The sequence below is a fragment of the Aquamicrobium zhengzhouense genome, assembly GCF_016124105.1.
GTDB lineage: Bacteria > Pseudomonadota > Alphaproteobacteria > Rhizobiales > Rhizobiaceae > Aerobium > Aerobium zhengzhouense.
In genome coordinates, this window is sequence record NZ_JADGMQ010000002.1 from 473540 (window position 1) to 497808 (window position 24269).

21 protein-coding genes are annotated in these 24269 nt (G+C 57.1%); 16 read left to right on the plus strand and 5 right to left on the minus strand.

The genetic code is table 11. The features are described 5' to 3' along the window. Position 1 precedes the first annotated feature (1 nt). The 11 genes from IOD40_RS05730 (at position 2) to IOD40_RS05775 (ending at position 11686) form a co-directional block, all read left to right on the plus strand. Complete coding sequence (locus tag IOD40_RS05730) at positions 2-3241, plus strand: DUF4815 domain-containing protein (RefSeq protein WP_198475192.1); 3240 nt, start codon at positions 2-4, stop codon at positions 3239-3241. Positions 3242-3243: 2 nt separating this feature from the next. Next, the gene (locus IOD40_RS05735) at positions 3244-3996 is read left to right on the plus strand and encodes a hypothetical protein (protein ID WP_198475194.1); all 753 of its coding nucleotides are present in this window, start codon (positions 3244-3246) and stop codon (positions 3994-3996) included. Between the two features lie 445 nt (positions 3997-4441). Continuing rightward, a complete protein-coding gene (locus tag IOD40_RS05740; RefSeq protein ID WP_198475196.1) occupies positions 4442-5002 on the plus strand; it encodes a DUF4376 domain-containing protein in 561 nt (186 codons plus the stop codon). 111 nt (positions 5003-5113) lie between these two features. Next, complete coding sequence (locus IOD40_RS05745) at positions 5114-6355, plus strand: phage tail sheath family protein (protein ID WP_198475198.1); 1242 nt, start codon at positions 5114-5116, stop codon at positions 6353-6355. Between the two features lie 51 nt (positions 6356-6406). Then, entirely contained in the window at positions 6407-6919 is a 513-nt protein-coding gene (locus IOD40_RS05750) for a phage major tail tube protein (RefSeq protein ID WP_198475200.1), read from the plus strand. Between the two features lie 80 nt (positions 6920-6999). Beyond that, complete coding sequence (locus IOD40_RS05755) at positions 7000-7296, plus strand: phage tail assembly protein (RefSeq protein ID WP_198475202.1); 297 nt, start codon at positions 7000-7002, stop codon at positions 7294-7296. Then, positions 7293-7457, plus strand: a complete 165-nt coding sequence (locus IOD40_RS19840) for a hypothetical protein (RefSeq protein WP_210336799.1) — start codon at positions 7293-7295, stop codon at positions 7455-7457. The genes IOD40_RS05755 and IOD40_RS19840 overlap by 4 nt, the downstream gene beginning before the upstream one ends. Before the next feature lie 48 nt (positions 7458-7505). Further along, positions 7506-9881 carry a phage tail tape measure protein gene (locus IOD40_RS05760; protein ID WP_233713851.1) on the plus strand — a complete coding sequence of 792 codons (2376 nt, stop codon included), beginning with the start codon at positions 7506-7508 and terminating at the stop codon, positions 9879-9881. Continuing rightward, positions 9881-10321 carry a phage tail protein gene (locus IOD40_RS05765; protein WP_198475351.1) on the plus strand — a complete coding sequence of 147 codons (441 nt, stop codon included), beginning with the start codon at positions 9881-9883 and terminating at the stop codon, positions 10319-10321. Before IOD40_RS05760 ends, IOD40_RS05765 begins: the two co-directional genes overlap by 1 nt. Positions 10322-10323: 2 nt before the next feature. Beyond that, positions 10324-10548, plus strand: a complete 225-nt coding sequence (locus tag IOD40_RS05770) for a tail protein X (RefSeq protein WP_198475204.1) — start codon at positions 10324-10326, stop codon at positions 10546-10548. 7 nt (positions 10549-10555) lie between these two features. Further along, entirely contained in the window at positions 10556-11686 is a 1131-nt protein-coding gene (locus tag IOD40_RS05775) for a phage late control D family protein (RefSeq protein ID WP_198475206.1), read from the plus strand. 120 nt (positions 11687-11806) lie between these two features. On the opposite strand, the gene IOD40_RS05780 is transcribed toward IOD40_RS05775, so the two are convergent. Further along, positions 11807-13546, minus strand: a complete 1740-nt coding sequence (locus IOD40_RS05780) for a hypothetical protein (protein ID WP_198475208.1) — start codon at positions 13544-13546, stop codon at positions 11807-11809. Positions 13547-13760: 214 nt separating this feature from the next. Beyond that, positions 13761-14066, minus strand: coding sequence for a helix-turn-helix domain-containing protein (locus IOD40_RS05785; RefSeq protein WP_198475210.1), 306 nt, complete (start codon positions 14064-14066; stop codon positions 13761-13763). A 1086-nt stretch (positions 14067-15152) separates the two neighbouring features. On the opposite strand from IOD40_RS05785, the gene IOD40_RS05790 reads away from it, so the two are divergent. The 4 genes from IOD40_RS05790 (at position 15153) to IOD40_RS05805 (ending at position 18607) form a co-directional block, all read left to right on the plus strand. Beyond that, entirely contained in the window at positions 15153-16604 is a 1452-nt protein-coding gene (locus tag IOD40_RS05790; RefSeq protein WP_198475212.1) for a hypothetical protein, read from the plus strand. A gap of 443 nt (positions 16605-17047) precedes the next feature. Continuing rightward, positions 17048-17857: a glycoside hydrolase family 108 protein gene (locus tag IOD40_RS05795; RefSeq protein WP_198475214.1), complete on the plus strand. Its 810-nt coding sequence runs from the start codon at positions 17048-17050 to the stop codon at positions 17855-17857. Next, the gene (locus tag IOD40_RS05800; RefSeq protein WP_198475216.1) at positions 17857-18108 is read left to right on the plus strand and encodes a hypothetical protein; all 252 of its coding nucleotides are present in this window, start codon (positions 17857-17859) and stop codon (positions 18106-18108) included. Before IOD40_RS05795 ends, IOD40_RS05800 begins: the two co-directional genes overlap by 1 nt. 151 nt (positions 18109-18259) lie before the next feature. Next, a complete protein-coding gene (locus IOD40_RS05805; RefSeq protein ID WP_198475218.1) occupies positions 18260-18607 on the plus strand; it encodes a DUF1515 family protein in 348 nt (115 codons plus the stop codon). 33 nt (positions 18608-18640) lie between these two features. On the opposite strand, the gene IOD40_RS05810 is transcribed toward IOD40_RS05805, so the two are convergent. Both IOD40_RS05810 and IOD40_RS05815 read right to left on the minus strand, forming a co-directional pair. Continuing rightward, positions 18641-18784, minus strand: a complete 144-nt coding sequence (locus IOD40_RS05810; protein ID WP_198475220.1) for a hypothetical protein — start codon at positions 18782-18784, stop codon at positions 18641-18643. A gap of 831 nt (positions 18785-19615) precedes the next feature. Beyond that, positions 19616-19888, minus strand: coding sequence for a hypothetical protein (locus tag IOD40_RS05815; RefSeq protein ID WP_210336800.1), 273 nt, complete (start codon positions 19886-19888; stop codon positions 19616-19618). 579 nt (positions 19889-20467) lie between these two features. Here IOD40_RS05815 and IOD40_RS05820 point away from each other — a divergent pair. After that, positions 20468-21613, plus strand: coding sequence for a GGDEF domain-containing protein (locus IOD40_RS05820; RefSeq protein ID WP_198475224.1), 1146 nt, complete (start codon positions 20468-20470; stop codon positions 21611-21613). A gap of 215 nt (positions 21614-21828) precedes the next feature. Here the strand turns inward: IOD40_RS05820 and IOD40_RS05825 are convergent, their stop codons facing one another. Next, complete coding sequence (locus IOD40_RS05825) at positions 21829-24162, minus strand: P-loop ATPase, Sll1717 family (protein WP_198475226.1); 2334 nt, start codon at positions 24160-24162, stop codon at positions 21829-21831. Positions 24163-24269 lie beyond the last annotated feature (107 nt).

The window sequence follows — 24269 nt, forward strand, 5'->3', positions numbered from 1 at the left end:
GATGACGATCTCGAATGTTTACAACCGGCGCGAAAAGCCGGGCCACAAGGAGAAGCGCTACGCCGAGACCGTCTTTCGCGGGCGTCAGTTCGTCGAGTCTGCCGAGCTCAACGAAACGCAGGACCTGGTCTATGACCGCATGCGTGAAGTGGGGGATGCCTCGCTTGGGCAGATCTCGCTCCGGGAAGGTGGCACCATCGTCGTTGATCAGGCCGGTGGCATCGTTCGCCTTGGCTCAGCCAAGGTCTGGGCAGGCGGCTACATGCACAGCGTGCCTTCGGCTGTTCTGGAAGGCGTGCCGATGGTGGGCACGGTTGCCATCGGCATCGCCGTTGAAAAGGTTTTCGTTACCGAAGTCGAGGACCCGGATCTTGCAGGCATCGTTCCCGATACGGCTTCCCATGGCAGCGCACTCGGCGCCCGCGTTCGCTATGATGCAGTCTGGGCAACCGGCGGCGATACGTTCTACCCGATCTACACCCTGATTGACGGTCACCTCCCGAACGAGGTTGTGGCCCCTCACGACACCTCGGCCGAGCGCGCTGTTGAACGGCACATTGACGAGACGCATGGCAGTCATATCGTCGACGGCTTCGAAGTAACCGCAGGCGGGTTCGCCGACGGTCGCCAGACCTTCATCATCGGGGCGGGTGCACTTCGCGCTGCCGGCAAGAGCGTGCGCCGCGTGGCGGATCAGCGCTTCGTGCGTGCCGAAGATCCGGATCTCGTCCAGGTCAATGGAGAGCCTCAGGTCTATCCCGCGGGCGGCGTCGTCAACTTGAACAACGGGCCGATCGACAGCGTCCAGACCGTGACGGTGATCAAGGAAGTCACGCGCACGATCACCCACCAGATCGCAGGCGGATCTGACAACCTCCCGGAAACCCCGGTGTTCGCCATCGTCAGCGTCTCGCAGGGCGGCACCACTTACGTTGAGAACGCGGACTACAAGCTGACGAGCGATCGTGTGGACTGGTCGCCGGGTGGCGCTGAGCCATCACCCGGTTCGACCTATTCCGTGACCTATCGCTATGTGGCGACAGTCACGCCGAACGCGACCGACCGTTTCTCGATCACACTTGGCGAGGCGGTGGTTGGCCTGCCGGTCTCGATCTCCTATCGGTACAAGCTGAGGCGTATCGACGTGATTGCGATCGACCAGGCGGGCAATGTGGTCTATTTGAAAGGCGTCTCCACAAAGTACACGCCGGTTCCGCCGACCGTGCCTGCGCCTCTCGCGCCTCTGGTTCGCGTAGAGAATATGTGGGGCATTCCGCCGATCCTCAGTGACCTCGGGCAACGCAAGCTCACCGAAGCTGAAGTTCAGTCGATGCTGCGCACGATCCTGACCATGTATGACCAGATCTCGCTGGTCTCGATGGAGCGGGATATTCAGGAACGCGATCCTGCTTCACGCCGGGGCTCGTTCGTGGACCCGTTCCGCGATGACAGCCAGCGGGACATGGGCATTGCCCAGGACGCGGCGATTATCGACGGGGTGGTGACGCTGCCGATCGACGTGATCACGCTGATGTCGGACCTTGGTGATCAGCCAATCATGCTTCCTTACGTTACCGAGCCTGTGCTTTCGCAGCCGTACCGGACTGCCTCGCGTAAGATCAATGAGTATATGGCGTTCGATCCTCTGCCGGCAGCACTGTCATTGAAGCCTGCGGTTGACCGATGGAACCAGAGGCAGTCGACGTCGACCAGCAGCGAAACCGAATCCATGGTGAAGGTTGGCGTTTACCGGCCTGACCTTCTGGATACGCCCCTCTACGGGACCTCCAGCTTCGAGACGACGGTGACACGCAACGTCACCTCGAGGAGCAGCACCCGGGACTTGCCGAACCTTCGCTCGATCTCGGTGGAATTCCGGGCCGAACGCATGGGCCCGGGCGAGCAGCTCGATGCAGTCACCTTCGATGGGATTGACGTCACGGCGTCGGTCACCGGAACAAAGGTGGCAGATGCGCAAGGCGTGTTGACGGGGAGCTTCATGATCCCGTCGGGCGTGCGCGCTGGCACCAAGCAGGTGATCGTCACCGGCAAGGGTGGAACGCGCGGTCAGACCACCTTCACCGGCCAGGGCACGTTGACGGTCACGCAATACCACACCACGACGCATACTCACACGGTGGAGTCTGTCATCGACCCGGTCGCGCAATCCTTCGCGCTGCCGGTAACGAGGCAGATCACTGGCGTCAAGGTCGAGTTCACCAAGCGCGGCAACGCCAGCAATCCGGTGGTCCTAGAAATGCGGCCGATGGCCGATGGTGGCCTTCCGGGACTTGAGACGCTGGCAGAAGGCATCATCAGCGGCGGAGCGTTCAACGTCTCAAACCCGGATGTTGACCAGCCGTCCAACTGGACAGAGATCAGCTACCGCTTCCCGGTGGTGACACGTGCCAACGAGTTCCGCTGGTTTGCGTTGCTGACGTCTGATGCTGAGCATTCCGTTGCGGTTGCCCAGCTGGGCGACCAGAGCGATCCGAATGCACCGCGCGGCTACGATGCTCGTAAGCAGGAGTGGATCCGTCAGAACCTTCTGAATGGCGATGCTGCAGACGGGTCGAACGGTGTCTCGTGGAAGCTGCTTCCCGATACCGACCTCACCTGCCAGATCATGGCTGCCCGATATACGGCAACCAGCCGGACTGTCGTAATCGGTGAGTTCGACCTCGAGGAGATCAACGAGGACGGTATCTCCGACATTCTCGTTCTGCTGATTGTCGACCAGCCGTCGGAAGACTGCCGGGTGACGCTCGAGATGGAGCGCGAAAGCGGTGAAGTCGTCCGCTTCGAGCCGGGGGTTGCCCTTCACCTGACCGAGTACCTGAAGGAGACTGTCGAGATCCGGATGGTGCTGGCCGGAACAGCAACGCTGTCGCCTGTGGTCATGCCCGAATGCCAGATCATGTTCGGCCGCCTCAAAGAGGCTGCCACCTATGTGAGCGAAGCCATTGAGCTTCGCCAGGTCGGCAGCGGCCTCAAGGTGCGCTCGGTCATGGAGGTGCTCACGCCTGGCTCTTCAGGTGTAACGGTGGAGCTTGGCGACGATGGCGACTGGACCTCAATGGGCTCGCCCATTGCCGATGATCTCGGGGATGGCTGGGTCGAGCGCGAGTACCTAGCCACCGGCGTCACTGATCTTGAAACCCGTCAGAAAATCACTCTAACCGGCTCGCCTGCGGCCCGACCTGCGGTTCGACGGTTGCGAGTCCGTGCAACGGAGATCTGATCATGGCACTTGAAGACACCCCGCATCTGGGGCTGCCTCTGCCTCATCCTGACAATAGTCCGAGGACCGTCGATGTGCCGCGTTTGCGCGCGGCACTCACGGCGATCGATGGGCATCTGAAGGATCTTCAGGACGCGGCCTCTGCGCTCGAAGATGACAAGGCGGACAAGGCCCGGGTCGCGATAGACATCGCGACGGCCGTTTCACAGGCGATCTCGGATCTCCTTAATGGAGCGCCAGAAGCCTACGACACGCTGAAGGAGATCGCTGACAAGCTTGCGGATACTGACGATGTGGTCAGCGGCATCATCGCTACAATAGCCACGAAAGCTGCAGCATCATCTGTCTACACCAAGGCTGAAATAGATCATGAGCTTTCCGGAAAGGCCAACTCGTCAGCGCTCGGTGGGAAGGCGAATCTTTCCGGAGGAAACGCCTTTACCGGACCGCAGCGAGTGGCATTCACGTCGCACTCGGTTGGCGCTGCGATCCTGACGCTCGACCTCGAAGCCAATAACGGCTTCGCCATCACGATGACTGGAAATCCGACCATCGCCAATCCGTCGAACATCGCCAGTGCGATCGGGCAGGAAGTTTTAATCGTCTTTAGGGGCGCGTACCAGCCGAGTTTCGGCAGTTTCTGGAAGTTTCCCAAAGGTGAGGCTCCCAGCTTTGAAGGGGGCTTAAACGCCATCGGCGGCACGGTACTTTCATCGACGGAAATTCTCGTCCATGGCGCAGCGGGGTATGCGTGATGTTTGGATTTAGTCCTATTGCGATGGGAAGTGGTGGAAAATCACCGTTCAATTTCTCTGGAACATTCTCAAGTGACCTAGAAGGATGGGTCACAGGGGCTCAAGCAAGATGGGACGGAGGCGATAGCAGTCGGGCCCGGACACTACCTGGATGTCTGTTAATGGTTGCTTATAACTTTAACTCCAATTGGGCCGAGTATACGATACCAGCTGAAATAGCTGGAGGGATGCAGATTACAGCATCTGTATGGACTCGCACATTTGATTCAGAAACTAATAATAATAGACGTATTCGATATAAGATCGGCGCTGGTTCCTTTTCAGTGCTTGCAAACGTACGGGGCGATGAACGTCCCTACAGACTTCTATCTGGAACGTTCTCTAATCCTACTGAATCCAGCGTCACCATTCGTCTAGATTGCAACGCGTATGGAGCGTTCGATGATTGGGCGATTTCCGGAGTCTTGTTGTAATGCAATACAAACATCCGAATCTACCTGGGTTTATCAGTCCCGCACCCTTCAAACTCGGGGAAGGTGACGAAACAATTTCTTACGCCCGAGCATGGTGGGATAAAGCGACAGAACAGGAAATTGCTGATCTCGGCTTTGTTGAGTACCGCGCGCCGGAGTCACTCCCACCAACGCCAACCCCCGAAGCGATTGACGCCGAACGCGACCGACGCATTGCGGCGGGCTTCATCTTTGAAGAAAAGCTCTACCAGTCGCGCCCGGAAGATCGGGAGAACATGGCGGGGGCATCGGTCGCTGCACTAGCCGCGATGGTCAGCGGATCGGAGCCTGGCGACTACCGCTGGCACAGCGGCGACAGCGACTTTGTCTGGATCGCGGAAGACAACAGCCTGACGCTGATGGACGCGCAGACGATGTTCGCGCTTGGTCAAACCGCAATGGCGCACAAGCAGGCGCATATCTTCGCGGCCCGCGCCTTGAAAGACGCCGATCCTATCCCGGCGGATTACACCGACGACGCCTACTGGCCGTAGCTGCCTGCGTCCGAGCGCGCGCCAGCAACTTTCTTCACATCCTGAACATCCATCACCACCGGCTTTTGTGCCTGGCGGCGACATACCCTTTTGCCCAATGGAGATGATCCAATGACCAGTCCGCATTTCGGCATGACTTTTTCACGTCCGCAGGACGAGCCGGTACCAACGCTTGGCGCCGACTTTTCCAAGGTGCTCCTGATCGAAATATCGAATGATGCAGATCCAGAAGTTTTCGCGCTCGATGAACCGGTGCGTTTTTCGTCAAGTGATCCGCGCTACACGTCCAAGCTGGGCACCGGCCCGCTGGCTGATGCGGTGCGCGCGATCAATTCGCAGCTGTCCGGTCTGAATGCGGGTGCGGATGTGACCGTGGTGCGCGTTGCTGAAGGGACAAGCGAGAACCCGCGGGATGCGCTCGAGGAAACAAGCGCCAACATCATGGAGGCGCTGGAAAACGTTTCGTCGATCCCAAGCCATGTCAACGCAACGCCGCGGCTCGTGTGGGCCGGGCGAACCGCCTGGCGTCCTGATGCAAACACTGCCAATCCGGTTGTTGCTGCGCTTCCTGCGGCTTTGGAAAAGCTGCTTGCGGTCGCGGCTGTCGATGTCGATGACAGTTCGGCTGAGGAAGCGATCGACGCGCGCGAGACGATGAATTCCCAGCGGCTTATTCCGATCGGCATTGCCGGACGGGTTTTTGAGGGCACCGATCTCGTCACCCGTCCGATGGGACCCCGTATTGCCGGTTTGTTCATCCGCACGGACAATGATCATGGTGGCAAGCCGTTCAACCCGATTGCGAACCGGCCGATCCAGGGGTTGGCCGGCCTGTCGCGCAAGCTGCCGTTCTCGCTGCTTGATGGATCAACCGAAGGTCAGCAGATGCTGGAGGCCAATGTCTCGATCGTTGCAGAAGGCGAAGTGGGGGTCGATGGATCGATTGCCGATGGCGGCTTCGTCTTCATCGGCACCGACAACACCGAGACGGGCGAGCTTTGGCGGCAAATTCACCAGGTGCGCGGGGCTGATTATCTCACCGTCAAGATGATGCAGATCACCCGCCAGTTCCTTGGTCGCAAGATCACTGCGGATCTGACCGAAGCATGGCTTAACTCCCTGAAGTTCATGCTGCGCGATCACAAGGCGGCGGATGACATTCTTGGTTATGACGTTGGCTTCCGCCGCGACAGGAACAGCCCCGAGCAGATCCGGCTTGGTCATCTGACGGTCAATCTCGGGATTGAGCCGGCACCTGCCTTTAAACTCGCCAATCACGAGATCCGCCGCTACCGCCCTGCAGTTGAGGGGCTGGTGCAGGAGATCATCGCCCGCCTCAACGCCGCCGTCTGAGCCAGTCAGCCGCATCCAGTTTCACCACAGGTTCCTTGAAGGGAGCACCTTATGCAGCCGCTTTACCTTTTGACTGCCGTGGACGTACGCCGCGCCGAAGAAGCAGATAGTTCACGCGCGACAACGATTGCGAGCCTCACCATCCCCTCGATCACTTTCATGACCGCCAACCACAATCCGGGCGGCGGGGTGATGAGTGTCGATTTTGCCTTGCCTCGTATCGAGCCGGTTGAACCGGCGATGACCGTGAAGGGCTTTGATACCGACATCTTCCGGGGTCTGGGTGTTGTCGATCGCTGGACCTTTGCCGGGGCCGTGCGCGACAAGAAAACGGGACGTGCTGTTCCCGCACGCGCGATCATTGAAGGTGCGATTGTCGAATGGGAGCCGGATGAGGCGAGCCCGGAAGAGTTTGTCGGCTGCACCCATGGTTTCAAGGAAGTTACGCATTACGAGTTTACGCTTGATGGCGATGAGCTCTGGTACGTCGATTTCTGGGAGCGCGTCATCCGGCGCAAGGGTGATGACCTCTTCCGGGAAGATCGCCTGGCGCTTGGAGCCTGACACCTCAGCTTTGCGCATTCCCTCTCGGATGTCTGACACCGAAGAGTGGAAATCATGAATCGAATTCTAAAGGAAACAATATGAGCGAGAAGCTGAGAAGCGCGACCGTGACGCTGGACTATCCTGTCCAGCATGAGGGCCGGGATATCCAAAGCCTCACCTTTAGGCGGATGAAAGCCAAGGATGCTCTTTTGGCCGAGGGCGAGGAGAACAAGGCCCGGGCTGGCTATCTTCTGTTTGCCGCGCTTGCCGGGGTCGATCTTGCCGTCATCGAGGAGCTCGACATCGAGGATCTCGAAAAGATCGGGGAGGCGGTCGTTCCTCTGATGGGAAAGTCGGCGGAAGCTCTGATCGACAAGGCCAAACAGGCGCAGTGAAGGTTATGTGGCGGGACATTATTACCCAATTGGCCCGCCATTTGAACACTGCCGTAGATATCGTCGAGGAATGGGACATCGACAAGTTCGCTGCTTACCAGGCGTCGCTTGGCCGCGTCCTGAAGGCTGAGGCGCCAAGATCGCCTCGCTCGGGTCGATAGGGCCCCCCGTCCGATCCCTTCTTCCCTCATCATAAGCAGAGCAGATCCATGACCACATTGACTTCGCAGTTGATCGTGTCGCTGCTTGACCGTGTTTCTGCGCCGGCAAAAGGCGTGGCGGCAGCCGTCAATAATATGCAGAGCCGGATCGATGCCAACAATCGGCGCATGGAGGCGATGCGCGGACGCATGGTCGAGGCGGCTGCTGTTGCCTATGGACTTGCCCGGGCAATGGCGTCGCCATTGAAAGCGGCAACCGAGTTCGAGACAACGCTTGAGGATATCGGCCAGAAGCTCGACGAGCCGGTGGCAAAGCTGCCGAAGCTTGGAAAGGAAATTCGGGACGTGGCGCGGCAGACGACCCAGTCTGCCGCGCAAATTGCAACGGGCATGGATGTTCTTGCCGGCATGGGTGCAAGTCGTGGCGATGCGCTTGGCCTTCTGATGCCGATCGGCAAGGCTGCTACCGCGTATAATGCCAGCATCGCGGATCTTTCGCAGGCAGGGTATGCGGCGCTCGACAATCTGAAAGTTCCTGCCAATGAGTTTGGCAAGGCACTGGATGCCATGGCGCAGGCCGGCAAGGCCGGTGCCTTCGAACTGAAGGACATGGCGCAATATTTTCCCTCGCTGGGAGCTGCCTATCAGGGGCTGGGGCAAACGGGCGTCTCTTCGGTCGCGGATCTGGCGGCTGCTCTCCAGGTGGTGCGAAAGGGCACAGGCGACAGTGCGGAGGCTGCCACCAACCTGTCGAACATCCTGCAGAAGGTTTACGCGCCGCAGACGATCAAGGCATTCAAGAAGATCGGCATTGATCTTCGAAAGGAAATGGATCGGGCTGCTAAAGCCGGGATGACGCCAATTGAGGCAATTGCCGAGATCACCCGCAAGGCGCTGAAGGGAGATCTCAGCCGCCTCGGTGATCTCTTTACCGATGCCCAGGTGCAAAAGGGGCTGCGCCCCCTGATCCAGAACCTTGATCTTTACCGGCAGATCCGCGCCGAGGCGATGTCCGCGCAAGGCGTCGTCGAGGAAGATTATCAGCGGCGACTGGTAACAGGGCAGCTTGCGACCCAGCGGATCCAGATCGCCATGGAGAACCTCAACCTCGCCATCGGCTCAGCCCTTCTTCCAGCTCTTGCCAATCTTGGCGATGTGATCGTGCCGATAATCACCAAGATGGCAGAGTGGGCAGAAGCCAACCCTGCTTTGACGCAGGCGATTGTTGCGTTGAGCGCCGGGCTTGTCGGTCTTCGTGTTGCAGCCATTGCTGCGCAGTTCAGCCTTCTATGGATGAAGGGGGGGCTTTTGGCCGCCGGACTTGCCGGAATGAAGGGCCTGGCCGCTGCGCTGAGGATTGCCGGGCTAGCCTTCATGCCCTTTGGGGCTGGGGCGCGCGCGGCCCGAAGCGCCATGATCGGCTTTACAGCCGCAGCGTCTGTTGGCGGAACGGGATCCGCCCTTAAAATCATGGGCTCAAGCCTGCTTGGGCTCCTCAGTCCGATGCGGCTGGTCACGTCCGCTCTCAAGGTGTTGCGGCTTGCGGTAATCGGAACCGGAATCGGGGCAGCGCTTGTGGGCATAGCTGCGGCAGGAACCTGGATCTACAACAACTGGCAGGGGATCGGCGTTGCCTTTGAAGCTTTCAAGGGCGCTTTCATGCGGGCGATCGAGCCGGTCATGCCCGCCCTGGAGCCGGTCATCGACGGGGTTTCCAGCCTGTTTGACTGGATTGGCGATCTCTTGGGACCAATCGATGAAATGAATGGCAGCTGGGCTGCCTGGGGGATCGCTGCCGGAAATGCTGTCGGTGAAATTGTTGCGGCAGTGGTTGGCCTTCCGGGCAAAATCATCGCGTTTTCCGAAGATATGCTCGATGCAGGTCGAGAACTCGCCCAGGCGATGTGGGACGGCGTCAAGGAGATGATTGCCCAAATGGTTGACTGGTTTCGGGAATTGCCGGGGCGGATCATCGAGGCGATCGGCTCGATCGACCTGACCAGCATCATCAGCTGGCCATCACCGCCTTCCTGGTGGACCAACCGCCCTTCCTGGCTGGGTGGAGGTGGTGGTGAGAGCGCAGGGATTGCAGGTGCACGTGCGGCGGGCGGGCCGATCGCTGCAGGTCGGACCTATCTGGTTGGTGAAGAAGGTCCGGAGCTGATCACCCCGTCCCGTTCTGGCTACGTCCATTCTGCGGATGAAACAGCAGCAATGGCACATGGCGGCTCGCGGAATACAGGAAGTGGCAGTGCGGGTTCATCCGTCCTGTCCCTCGGATCGCTCATTGGCGAACTTCATGTGCATCCGGCTCCTGGGATGGATGAGGAAGCTTTGGCGCAAAAAGCAGCGCGACTGATTGGCCAGGCGGTGCGTGAGGCGCTTTCCGGCATCCAATCCGACAGCGAATGGGCTATTGCGTGATGCTTTATATGCTTGGAGCACTCATCGTCGACACTAGGCCGTTCTCGGCGGAGGATGTGCGCCGCACCGCCTCGGCCGATATTGTCGCAAAGCCCCTGATGCAGGCTTTCCCCTCCAAGGAGTTCATGGGTGAGGGGGAAGATGACCTCATCCTTTCCGGGCAGCTCCTGCCGGCAAAGATTGGCGGGCTTTCCGAACTTGAGATTGCGCATGAGATGCGGCGGAGCGGGACCCGCTTTCCGTTGCTACGCGGCGACGGGCAGCGCCTTGGCTGGTATGCGATCACTCAGATCAACGAACAGCATTCGCATCTGATGCGCAATGGCATCGGCTTTATTGTCCGTCATTCGATCACGATGACCAAGGTCGAGCCTGACCAGGGTGCGGGCCAGCAATTGATCGCCGGTCTTCTTTCTCTCTTCGATGCAATGGCGGGTTGAAGATGGCCGAGATGGTAACGATCAGGGGCGAGAACATCACGCTCGATCTCTTGCTTTGGCGGCGCCATGGTGTCCGCGGGCAGGGGCTGGTGGAGGAAACGCTGGCGCTCAATCCAAACCTTGCTTCGCTCGGGCCAATCATACCGCTCGGCACCGTGGTTAGGCTGCCTGACCTTCCGGTAAGGCAAGAGCCTGCACCGCGCAAGGTCGTGAGCTTGTTTGGGTAAGGTCACGATGAGCTGGAAAGTTGCGTGGAAGGTTTTTGTCGAAGGGCGGGACGTGACGAGCGCGATGCGGCCATACCTCATCGACATTGAGGTTCAGGACAAGGCGGGTTCCGTCTCCGACAGCTGCAGCCTGACCTTTGATGACCGCGATGGTCAGACGCTGCTGCCGCGAGACGGTGCATTTGTCAGCGTGCATCTTCAAGGTGTGCTGGTCTTTGAAGGAACGGTGGACAGCTGCCGCTCTTCCGGCTCGCGCGGTGGAGGTGGCATCCTCAAGATCGGGGCCAAGGGCTTTGACAGCCGCGGCAAGGTTAAGCAGCCGCAGAATCTCCACAAGGATGAAGCAACCCTTGGCGACTTCTTGAACGATGCCGCCAAGGGAGCTGGTTTGAGCGAGATCCACATCGATCCCGATCTTGCAAACATCAGCCGCAATTACTGGGCAGCTGAGGCGGAGAGTTTTCTTCATCTCGGCCAGCGGCTTGCCCGCGAATATCACGCCACCTTCAAGATTAGGGGCAAGACGGCCGTTCTGGTCAAACGTGGCAAGGAGCAAGGCCTGCCGACGATTCAGGGCAAGGTTGGGGAGAATGTCATCTCCTGGGACATTGCTCCCTACACGGGGCGTAAAGTCTTCACCAAGGCGAAGGTCAGCTGGTTCGATCGCGATGATGCGAGTTTCAAGCAGGAAGAAATTGAGTTTGCCCTCAACCGCGAGCTGCCAGAGGCCGAAAACATCATCCGCTCATTTGCCGCCGACGAAGACCAGGCAAAATCCATTGGCGAGGCGCGCAAGGCTGAGGCAGAGCGTGAAGGCGGTGAAGGAAGCGTCGAGCTTGACCTCACCGTAGAAGCGCAGGCGGAGGGTATGTTCATCTTAACGGGTGCAAGAGCCGGCGTCGACGGGAGTTACCGGATCGAGAGCGTGCGCCATAAGGCGTCAAGGTCGGGCGGATCGACCACGATGCTGGAGCTCAAGCAGCCGGGAAGTGGAGTAGGTCGGGATGATCGTAAGTCTAGCGCGAAAGGTGCTGAAGAGGCGGGCCAGGGCGCTAGGACCGGAGCTGCAGCGTCGGCTGTTGGTTCAGGGGGAGGCACCGGCTTTGAAGGTTCGCCCGAACTGCCCGGGCAGAGGTAGCAACTATGAACCTCTGGATTCCGTAGAGACTGCCAGTGCAATAGGTCGGCCACATGTAAAAAGAGCCCCAGCACGAGGCTAGGGCTCTCATAGTTTGTATACAAGGGCAGCTTGATACGGTCAGGCGACTGAGCTGTTGACCGAGACGTAACCGTTCGAGAACGACACGTCATCTGCATTAACGCCTACCAACGTGATGGTTTCGCCCGCCCAGGTGCCATTGGCATGGCCGTCGTAAGTGTCGAGTTCGACATAGACGACCGTGTCGTCCGCCACCTGCTTAATGAAGACGTCGAAACCGGTGAGGGAACCGAAGTCGGCGTTGCCGTCCAAGCTAGCATCGCTCGGAATCGTGGATGCAGTATAACCGTTGCCGATGAAGAGCAGATCACCTGCTTCAAAACCGATTATTGATTCGTCCGTCGCCTTTGCGCCGGCAAACAAGAAGATATCGTTCTGATCGGCTTGAGCGTTGACCGCGTCTTCAACAAATACAGGCTCCGCATATCCGAGTGCTTCGATCGCTTCAACGGCAGAGGCGACGTTCTCTTGCAGGACTTCCAGTGCGTCGACGAGCGCTTGGGCTTCGCCAATTTCCGACCGCAGATCTCCGCGTTCCTGAACGAGTGCCTGAACCTGCACTAGTATAGCCTGTGCGTCTAGAAGATCTTCATACAGGCCGACTGCAGTCTCTGCTCCGACAGCAGGAGCTTCAAACAACGCGATTTCTAGTTCCCCAGTGAATTCGTTGTAGAAATCGTTGAGGTCGCCATCGAAGCTGTCGAGGACGAAGTCTGGATTGGCAGCGAGGATGAAATTGTGGATTGCTTCCTCGAATGCTTCACGTGCGGCTGCGTAGGCGACAGCGGCGTCAAACGCTGTCTGGGCATCTTCTAGAAGTTGAGAGGCACCCAGCAGTGTTGCCGGATCAAACTCGCCGTCCGCGTCAGCAAATCCGAGCTGACCGTTTTCTCCTACGATCAAAATATCACGGCCGCCCACTGCCAAGATAACCGTTCCCGGCTCCAGACCTGCAAGATCTCCCCAGCTTACATCAGGAAAGAGGTCGTCTTCATTGGGATCATAAGAAAGGCTGTTGATTTGAGCGAAGCTGGCAACCTCCGCTTGCAGCGCGATCATCGCTGGCATGCCCGCAGCAGCGGCCGCTACGTAACCCTCTTGCGCGGTAGTCAAGGCTTCTGAGGCATCCGCAAGGCCTTCTACCTCGGCAATCTCGTCCTGAATATCGCTGATGCCAGCGTTTGCCAGCGCGATCCTTGCTTCGAGCTGTGCGTCCGAACCGTTGGTATCAATATGATTTGCCAACTCAGTCTCAAGAGCGGTTAGTGCACCCGCAACATCCCCGTTCTCCTCTGCGAAGTCAGCAACAGCTTGCTCCGCTGCCTGAAGATTCGCCAAGGCTGTCTTAAGCTGAAACTCTGCACTGTCCGGAGCGCCAGGACGGCTCTCATTCCAGCCGTAGGTGATGTAATGGTCGTAAGCTGCGGCCGCAGTGTTAATACCGGCCGCCTGAAGGTCAGTGTTGGCGTTGACGTATGCTTCCCAATCGAATTCCGCGAGAGCCGGGAATGACGAGTTTGGAGCGCGGCCTTCAGCTTGACCGTAGGTATTGTAGTGCTCGAACGGGTTTACACCAGCTGCAGCTACGTCCGGGTTGTCGGCCAGATACTCATCGGTGATGAAGGCCTGGTTCGGGTTGAACCCTTCCTTCCAGCCGAAGGTGTTGTAGTGGTTCAGGGCGAACTCATAGCCTGAAACCGACATGTCGGAGCTCAGGAACGCCCGGAGGACGTCGGGGCGGCTTGTGTAGTAATAAACAGCGTCGAATGTTAGAGCCATAAGATCCATCTCCGTAGTCGTGGCTTCTTGACGTCAAGCATAGCGGCCGAAAGGGACCCCCGTTTAGCCGCTATGTTCCACTGGAGGAGCATGCAATTCCAGTGGAATGGTGGATCTGCAAGGTGACCGATCAATCCCTCGATTTTTCGCGAGGTATAGATTTAAGTCGTCTCTGCAGATTGTTCGGTAAAAATTCTGGTGGGGTAAAAAAAGGTTAATCTTCCCCAAAGATCATTTTGAAGGCTACGGGATCATATCCTTCAAGCATCTTCATCGCGAAGATACGAGGATGGACGTTGAGCGTTTCGGCCCAAATTTCCCAGCGCTCCGGTATAATCTTACCCTGGCCAAGCTCAATCTGGGAAATGTAGGTGTAATAAAGCGAGCCAACTTTCTCAGCGAGTTCTCGCTGTGTCAGTCCAGCTGCTTCCCGTTGCTGCCTCAGCCAGCGCCCGACTTCGGCGCGGTTGTCGGATCTGTCAACACCGTGCAAATCCGGACTCGTCCTTCCTCTGGCCATGCAAAGCTCCAACCCGTCCTGTAAACCCAATGGCCATAGGAAAAGCATAGATGTTTTTACTTGTCTACTGAGATTCTTACTGAAAAAAATGACTATATACGATCACTGGAATTCGGGTGGTTATTTGGTGTGCTAGGTTGGCTGAGTCGTTTGCAGGTAATATATGTCGAAAGGACTGCATACTGTCACAAAAGACGACCTGAAATCGTGAAATTGGTGCGTCATTTTCTAATATACTTTGAGGAATGCTACATTAGGCAAGCCTAATAAGCGTCAGCTTAACGATTAGAAATAAACGATAAAAATGCGTGATCAGCTTTGCAGGCGTGGGTTGGTTGAGATGTGCCCTGATGTGAAAGCGCATGTCGCGGATTTGCTTGTCGGCGGGGTGCCGAGGCAGCCTCGCGCCGAGGTCAATCGACCGCTGAAAAACCAGTAAACACTGGAGAGAAAATTTCCGCTGGGTGAGCCACGAAGGCCGCGAGCAGCGTTGCACAGCGACAAGGCGGTCGATTCTTGCTGAACTGAAGGCTCGAAATGGAGGGCCGCGTCCGGAATCAAAGCCCTTGTTTCGTCTTACGGGCAGGGTGGGCCGGAGTGATTTCGTACCGTGGGTGGCGATGGAGAATTCAGGGATCCGGTGTCGTCCTCCGTGGGCTCCTGGCTCCAAGGCGAAAGGGCAGCGCTGCAGGCGCGTAAGGTGCTGCTGCCACTGCGCTCCAGATGGGTGGATCATCAACGGCTTAAACAATTGCGCTGCACAGCTATGTCGACGCTTGCTCGCGGGGAACATTGAAGAGCCGCCATATCGTCCACGCGGCAATGAGGAAGTTCAGTCAATCCGTCGGTTTTCCGGCGGTCCTATGCGTAGAGAGACCGGCAAGATCTACGGCCGAAAGCAACCTGCGGATCATGAGTTCAGGAAAAGAATTAGTTCCTGATCGACAATTTTCACGGTGGGCACGGAGTGCTTCCACATAAGTATGCTGGAAGCGATTTTATCTCGGCTTTCCGGCTTCTCCCATTCGTTAAACGAACAAACCAGCCCCTCCTTCGTTGGGAGGTCCCCCAAAGAAGGAGGAAGCAGTGTTTAACGAGACCTACTATTTGCGGATGAACCCCGATGTGGCTGTGGCAGTTGAGCAAGGCCGCTTCACCGCTCAGCAGCACTTCGAGTTGTACGGAAAATTCGAGAACAGATCTCCGTCACCGTTTTTCGATCCAGTGATGTACCTTCAGGCGAATCCTGATGTCGCCGCGGCGGCCCAGAGCGGTCTGATCAACCCGTTTGATCACTTCATGACCTACGGCCAGAATGAGGGGCGCAGCCCATCTCTGTTTTTCAATGAGGCGGTTTATCTCGCATCAAGCCCCGATGTCGCAGCGGCGGTTGAGGCCGGCCTGTTCTCGTCGCCTTTCGAGCACTTCCTGCTACACGGCCAGAACGAAGCACGGAATATCTCGCCGTTCTTTGACTTGGCCGGTTACCTCGATGCGAACCCTGACGTGGCCGACGCTGTTCGGGCTGGGTCGACGACCGCCTTTGACCATTTCATAAATCATGGTTTTGAAGAGGGCAGGGACCTGGGCAACGGCGTTTCACTCGCGCGATTTGCCAATGATCCGCAGGCACTTGAGGCGATAGAAGCAGGAGACGTTACCGCCCTGATGGGGCGCGTTGCCGAGATTGCGCCATTCCTTCCCACCTTTACACCGCCGGAAGGCTACGAAATACCGGCTGATACGCCGATCCCAACTGACTTTGTTCCCGTAGGGGATGAAAAGCTCGTGATCCCGCCGGGAATTGAGGCGCCCGATGAGCTGCCGCCTTATTTCGAAGATCAGCCGGATCCAGACCCGGAGCCCGAACCAGAGCCTGATCCCGTCTATGATGTTGTAAATCTGCACAATGTCCCGCTTGATGACGTGGCGCTGCAGCCGGGGGGAACGATGTGGGTTGGATCGAGCAACCCCGGGAGTAATTTTCAGGTTACGCGCATCGATCACGATCAGGACGGCGAGCATGATCTGGAAATTGCATTGGGTGGCCAAGGGCGGTTCGGTCCAGAGATCTACGTTCCTGAGGTCGACGGAACCATAAACGTTCCCGCGGGAAATGACCCCGTGTTCAAGTTCTCCGTGGCAAGCCTCAATGAGGATGTAGATTTGGGGGCGCTGCTGGCAACGTATGACATCAGGCTTCAGGTCGATACGTTGGGAAGTGAAGAGACCAGTTTCATCACCCTGAAAGCGGAGGCGGATTCAGACGGGTCATCTGGTGCGCTCGACTGGGGCTTCCTTCCCTCCAGTCTCTACACGGGAGACCATGAGCTGTCTGATGATCAGGGGACGGATTTCGTTTCCCAGAATATTCAGCGTCTTTCCTGGTATCAGCCGCAAGATGGTGAACTCTTCCACGGCGAAGCCGTCCAGGGAGGAGCCTACACCGTCCGACTTGAAGTGCTCGAGAAAGGCACGGTCAACGTTGTCGGCGCCTCTGAGGTGGTCTTCAATGTGCCGTCGGCAGATGTCGTCTAAGGGTCGCCGCCTGAACCTGCCGTAAGAATAGCTGCCGGTAGAAGGGTTAGCTACCCGAAATTGAAAAGGCCGCGCCGAGCGGCCTTTTTGCAGTTCATCGGGCCAGATCCCTTGAGCGCCGCCGTCGGACAGTCTCTGGCCGAAGAGTTTCACCGGCCGTCTCCACTGGCGGCCGAGGCGCGCATAGTCATTCTTAATCCAGAAATTGTTGGCTCGAGCTTCGTGCGGACCTGGCACGGTCAGCCGGTCTTCGCTGACTCTCTTACAGCGTCGATCACACTGGTGGCGGGCTTTGTGCTCCGGCGGGGCTGGATGCTAGCCGAAAAAAAATGCCGGCGGGAGCCGGCTGAATTTGCTGCTAGGCATGCTCGCGTGGAAACGCGTTGAACACAAGCTCTAATCACAGAGCTCCCCACTTGTTCCCTCATAGAAAGGAATAATTTATGGACCGCAATTTTCAGCGGGCGCTTCCGCACGTCCTCAAACATGAAGGCGGCTTCGTGAACCTCGTCGCCGATCCGGGTGGCGCGACCAACAAGGGGGTGACGCTGGCGTCGTTCCGCGCTTATGTGAAGCCGAACGGAACGGTTGATGATCTCAAGGCCATCACCGATGCGCAGGTCGCGACCGTCTATTACCGGCACTATTGGTCAGCGGTGAATGCGCAGGCGCTTCCTTCCGGGATCGACTACGCCGTCTTTGACTTTGCGGTGAACAGTGGACCGGCAAGAGCTGCCAAGTATCTGCAGGCGGCTCTCGGTGTGGCGCAGGACGGGCGGGTCGGGCCACAAACAATTGCTGCGGCCGAGAAGGCGAATGCGCGTGATGTGATCGATGCGCTTTGTGACAACCGGCTCGCCTTCCTCAAGCGCATCAAGAACAAGGGCAAGCTGATGTGGGACACGTTTGGCAAGGGCTGGTCGCGCCGGGTCGAAGATGTGCGCAAGACCGCTCAGCTGATGGTGGGCCATCCAGCGGACATCAAAGAGGTGGTGCGGGAGGTCCCTGTTTCGGTCGACAAGCCCACGGTTCCCGTCGCGGTTGAGAACGAGGTCAAGCAGAAGACCGGGCTGTGGTCGTGGATCACTGGTCTCTTCTCGTCCGGCGCGCTCGGCCTTGGCTGGCTCGCTGGCATGGACTGGCAGGCGATTGTTGCGATCGGCGGCGTGGTCCTCGTCTTCCTTGTCGTCATCTTCCTGATGCGCCGGCAGATCATCGCCGGGGTCAAGGAGATCCGCGAGGGGCTGGCGTGATGGGCGGCCTTCTCGACTGGCTCAAGCTCGCCTTGGGCGCTGTGCTGGGTGCCGCGGTGATTTCGGCTCCCGTCTATCTCTACGGCAAGGCAGAAGGGCGGCAGATCGAACGCGCCGCCTCGCTCTCTCGCTCCGTTGAAGCTCTTCGTGAAAGGAATGCGACCGATGACCAGGTTCGCAAGATGGATGGTGTTGCCCTGTGCCGCGCTCTTGGCGGGATGCCAGACGAATGCGCCAGCCTCGGTCTGTGATGGCTGGCGCAAGCTGAGCCCATCTTCCGAGACGAGGGCGTTCATCATCGAGCGTGACCGGCCCTTCGCGGAAGAGGTCGCGTCTCACAACGGGTTCGGCACCCAGCGCGGTTGCTGGTAGCGTTTAACAGGGGCTGGGGCATTGGCGCCAATGAACGAACTCAACCGGGCGATCGGTGAACTGACGGCAGAAGTGCGCGGGCTTCGCCGTGACGTTCAGGAAGACCGGCAGACGTCTGCCAATCATCGACAAGGTGTGCGCGAGGAACTGGCCAACATCGTCCTGCGGCAGACGCACCTCGAGGCGGATCTCTCCTCGCTGAAGCACAAGGTCGATGCGCATGAGCAGGTGACCGTCGAGATCAAGACGCTGCGCACCAAGGCAGAAGGGGCGGGGACAGTCGGACGGTGGCTGATCCGGTTTGGGATCGGGGTTGTGACGTTGGCGGGCTGGATCGTGGGAGGCTACACGTGGCTGACGGGAAGGCCGCCGCCGTGAGCAATCAACCAAGAAAATCATATTTCTTGAGGCTCATTTAGAAAAACGGGCCCCCTGGGCCTTGAAGTCAGTCACTTCTTCGACATCACGCAGGGCCAGCATCGCATCGGCAAGCCTTGCCAATACCAGCAGATAAGCCGAGATCAATTCGTTATCGTTATCGTGGTGTCGTGCCATGCGCCCCGAACAGGAGGGGCAGTCTGAAGTTCCGCGGGGACACTAGGCGAAAAAGCCCCACGTCCGTGGGCAGACAGACGTGAGGCCCTCTGACCGCAGGGGTTTGGGACTTAGGTGCGCCAGTTCCCAGTATGGATAATCAAGCTTGAGTGAGGCTGGCAAAAGAAAACCCACCAAAGTGCCGGGGGCATTACGTCTCGCTCGTCAGCTGTTAGGACTGATGGTGGTCTCCATCGCCTATCCGGCCATGATCCGGATCAGGACAGCAACGACGACCATGACCAACATAGCTGCAACGATGATCTTCGTCGGATATTCCATTCCAACCCCATTCCACGTGGGCACTCACGCCTCACCTCCCTAGTTGAGCGTGAGCCTCGATGCTCGTCTACCCCGCAATGATGTTGGCTTGTCTGCCTCTAACGCTATATGAACGGTGGCCAGGGCATGGATCCAGGCGGCTGCGTCAGGTGGTATCTCATCAAGACCAAGCGCCCATGCCTCGATCAAGCTTTCATCGCATTCAAAGGCCTCTGCCAGTTGGCCATTGGACCAACGCAAGGCCTTCATGCACTTCAATAAGCGCTCTGGTGTCATAGCTGGCCCCCAGCTAGATTTTCAGCCAGCAATCATTGCGACTTATCTACCCCCTCGGCAAGCCACGTCCACAAAAGAAACCCCGCGCCTTTGCGGAGGGTGGCGGGGCTTCTACAACGCGCTGAGGTGACGCACATGCTGATCGTGCTCTTGCGTGGTTGCTAAATCGTTAAAGCAGCCAGGTCAGCTCTGGCTCGTGCAGAAGCAGTGGGTTCTTACTGATGCGAACGGGCTCTAGTGGATCTTGTCGTCGTGAGCGTCGCGACGCCTTTGAATGTCAATGAGACGTTCCTGGATGGAGCCTCTCAGTGCATTCCATCTTTCCTCCATTCGCTCCGCAGCGTCGATCACGTCATCGGTAACACCCGCGGTTTCCAGCGCGTCCATCAAGCGCTCCACCTCTGCCGAATGCTGATCGATGGCTTCAATCATACGCTTCGCATGATCGAACGTGATCGCCGGATCCCCAAGAACAGTGGGGATTTCTCGCTCCAAACGTTTCGCCATCGCCTCATTTTGGCGGATCCGCTGCAGCCAGTTTGTGTGCATCGTGATCAATCTCCTGCTCGTGACAGAGCGTGACAAAGCAAATCGAGATGTCGCAGCGTTTGCTAAAACCCCGCCCTGCGGATCTGAGCAGAGCGGGGCTGGTCTTCCCCGTGGTGCGGGGGCATATTGCACCACATGAGAAGTCTGACTGCAGGTGGTCCTTCCGTCAAGAATGAGCGCCTTATCATTTCGGATGAACCTTGAAGGGGCCCTCAATACCCGTCCGGATGCGGCGTAACCGTCAGGTAGCGCCGATACAGCAATCCTCGGAGGGCGAGCAGCCGTAGAGTTTAACCTCAAAGTAACAGGCTCGTCTCTAGCTCGACTCGCAGAAGTACCAGGTGTTCATCTGGCAACGGAAATTGCGATGAACTTGCGACCTTCCAGACGCGCGGAGCCCAAAGCATCCGCGCCACCATAACAGAAGTGGCGGAATCCATTCAAAATCTGGCGCCTTAACGTCATGGCAAGTCAATCTTGAGAAGCACCCCTGAAACCTGAGTGCTCAACCCAACGGTTCGGGAGAAACGAGTTCAAATGCAGGACCTGGGTCGCGTTTCTCTGTTGCTCATTGCTCCAGGCACAATAGCTGTTTTTGCAGGTGCCTTCCTCTGGGCATGGGTGATCGAAAGGAAACGCCATTATCTGCTGATGTTGAGTGGAGCGTGCCTGCTTTTTTGCGCCGGTGCGTTAAGCCAGTTGTTCTACATGCCGCCCGACCTTGGGCTCAACGCTATTTCATCCAACTTGCTCTACACGTCCGCGGTTCTGATGGTCGCGGAGGGTCTTCTGCACCGCTCCGGCAAACGCTTCGGATTGACGATTGATCTCGTCCTTATCATCAGCTTCAGCTGCCTGATCTGGTACTTTTTCTATGTTGACCGCAATCTGGTCGCCAGAGTGTACATTCAAAATTTCGGCTTCGGCGCGATCTTGCTTGTCACAACACTTCGACTGACAAAGCTTGCGAGCGGACGAGTTGTGGATCGAGTGCTGTTCTGGGTGTTGCTCATTTTCAGCGTTCAGTTCTTTCCCCGCACGATACTGACATTCGGGCTAGCTGCGCCGGCTGGGGAAGCTCCTTTTGGGGAGACTTTCTTCTGGCAGGCGCTTCATCTTTCGATTGCTGTGCTTGGTGCGGGGCTCGCAATCACGATCCTTGCTGCGGCCGTGACTGATGTGATGGATGATCTGCGTTATGAGAGAGACATTGATCAACTGACCGGAGTGTTCAACCGGCGTGGGTTTGAAGAGCGCGCTGAACGTATTCTCAGCCAGCACTACCGCGTGGCGTTACTCCTGTGCGACCTCGATCATTTCAAGAAGATCAACGACACATATGGCCACAGCGCCGGGGATCAGGTGCTTCGAAGTTTTGGTGCGCTCTTAAGCAAGAACTCAAGGGAAGGGGATCTTGTTGGCAGGATTGGAGGTGAAGAGTTCGCGGTTCTCATGCGCGACGCAGATGTGCGAGCTGCAAAACTCATGGCCGACAGGCTACGAGAGGCGCTGGATGAAATGCCTCTTCCTGGGCGGCTTTCGGGTGCGCGCATAACCGTAAGCATCGGAGTTGCCGTATTGCAGCCGACCGAGAGGTTGGGCCCCTTGGCAGAGCGAGCGGATCTGGCTCTTTATAATGCCAAAAACGCTGGGCGCGATCGCGTTGCTCTTGCTGATAGCTAAAGTTGGGTGAAAGAGGCGCTGCAATTCGGCAAGAGAAAGAACGCCATACATCCGCCAATCATCGACCAATTAGCACGACGTAGTTTTATGCCGAAGCTGGGCTTTTCATCGAACCCGATCGATGGTAAGTTTGGCTACGCTCAGTGAAGTAAACTGGTCGCTGCCCAGGAGGCTATCATGTAAGCTCGGTACCAAAAGGCCCGTTGGGGCCTTTTTCATTGATGCAGCGCCACATGCAGTGCCGGGTTTATGACGTAAATGGCTTCATCCCCAAGTAGACGCATTTCCGCTTGCAGCCGTTTGAACATGTAGTCGTAATCGTAAATGTACTTCGGTTCGCCTTTGGCATTCAGAATCCCGATCAATCCGTACCATAGTAGCAGTTCGAAGGCCTCTTCTGCTTGGGGGCTTAGCAGACCAAACTTTTCTAAGCGATCGAGCACGTCCGGGGCCAGGACCTGCTGCTCCAATCCTATAAATGCAAACAGAAGATCCGCTGAATGTCCTGAGGTATCTCGAATTTCGTAGCCGAAGTCGCTGACCAAGTAATTGGAATGTTGCGTGACTGCGTCGACTAAATCTTCTTCACGGACGGTTTCATGGCCTCGGTTGATCGCGTTAGCGATTGAATTCTCAATAATCGTCAGTAGAAAGCGGGGCCTCATGAGGCAATGGTCGATGCAATATTCGAAGGACGGTCTTCCTCCAACATGGCTCGTGAATATGTCAGTCCATATCGCTTCGAATGATGCGTCGCGACGGTTCAACGAAGATTGTAGCCTCCTGTAGATCACTTGACGCAGTTTCGCTCGATCGTTCCAATCAATCCGTATCTGTCCCGCTTTGCCCCGATCCGGAGTGTCATCCACAAGCCGTTCGTAAATATCATTTCGGAGGAACACGACGCTCGAGAACTTTCGGTCAGCAGCGTCGAAATCACGTCGTATTTTATCTAAAGCTTCAATAAGCAAACGGACTAGGCGAACATCGAACTGCTCAACGCCATTCGTTGGCCAGCCTTTGTCCAGATTGTCAAACAAGATCACGTGTTCAGTTTTCGGGTCGGAGTGTTTGATCAGAAGCTCTTTGAGCTTCATGATCCCACCCCTAAATACGATGTTGGTTATGCGCTCGGGTGATAGAGCGCGGCCCTTACGTCGCTCGCTTTGCATCTCATCGATCACCGAGCGACTCAGGCGGTTAATGCGGGAGGTAAAGTCGCCGCTCTCCAAAACCTCAAATTCCGACAACACCTTTTCGATTTCATTTAACGCTTCTAGGGCACGCTGATCTCGTTTAGCGAGATACGCATATTCGCGGCGTACGGTATTCAATGACTCCGATAAAATGAGGAAGTACCAGAATGCCGCCAGCGTATGGTCGAAAACTCCGAGATCTACCAGCTTTAGTAGCTCTTGTCTGAAGAGGCTGAGCTGATGCGACTCAGGTTTCAGGTCTGTGACGTAGGTGTTCTTCTTCACCCGCGTGTTGTTACGAACCATGAAAAAGATAGCAGTCTTGCCCGAGCCCTTCCGACCCGCGACCACTCCTACTTCGCCTCGTAACGTACGAACGTATTCGGAAGTTTCGACGAAGTAGTCATCCAGTGTGCGGAACTCATTTTCGGCCGCGGAAGCTCCTAAGGTGAGCTGTTGTAGCCGAGTGGCGCTTCGCTTGCGTGCGGGCCGCGTGCCTTGAATTGCAATCAGCGCCTCGTGGGCAAACTGCTTTACCTTTTCGGATATTTCCATCTCGCTTGACGCCGTGACGACGAGATCTCGATAGTCTAAGGGGTCGGCAGCTGGCCCTTGTCTAATCAGGAGGGTTTGCCGCGACAGGCCGTGGCTCAAGCCCGCTAGGAAGGAAGCGCGCAGGTTGTGAAGGCGCGCACCATCTATATGCTCAGCCAAGATCGGGATCACAGTTCCAGACGATGCAGTGACTTCTGAAATGATCTGCACCATGCTGAACCGCGGAGATTCGACAGGATCGAAGCTTCGGTAGTGCGCTTTCCCTTCTTTTACAGCAGAGACAATTGCGTTCCTGAAGTCAGTCTTCCTGTACGTATCGAGTATGAAGACGGGCTGGGTGGTATTCAACGGTTTCGCATAAAGCTGCGACAAAGCGGAGTTGGGAAGATTTCCAAGAATATCAGCAAGCTGCTCGGCGTTCTCGTACCTACCATACCCGATGATATCGAATAGACCATCTTCACGAAGAATCCGCTCAGCATCGACAAATGAAACGTTCACTACGGGTGCAATGGATTTGCCCCGCCCAATTGCGTAGCCGATCTCGTAATAAACGTTTTGGTTAGGTTTAGTTACATCACATACTAGAACGTCGACCGGATCGATGTTCTGCCGTACTTCGTCCGCGATATTTTGTCCTAAGATATCCATCTGGGGCCAAGGTTTGACCCTCAATGCACGGCCTGTAGCGTTTGCTTGTGCGCAGGCAGCGTCGATCGAGTTAAGAAGCTCCCGATGCGAGGCTGGGTAAGCAAAAAATGCCTGCCGAAAACCCACGCTTGTCGCAGATACCGTCAACCCCGTCTCCTCCCTGTGCTGATCTGTACAGCTTGCTTCGACTATTTCGGGAAGGCAAGCAGAGTTGTTGCTTTCGAATCTTAGATAATCGTATCGCGGAGGAGGAA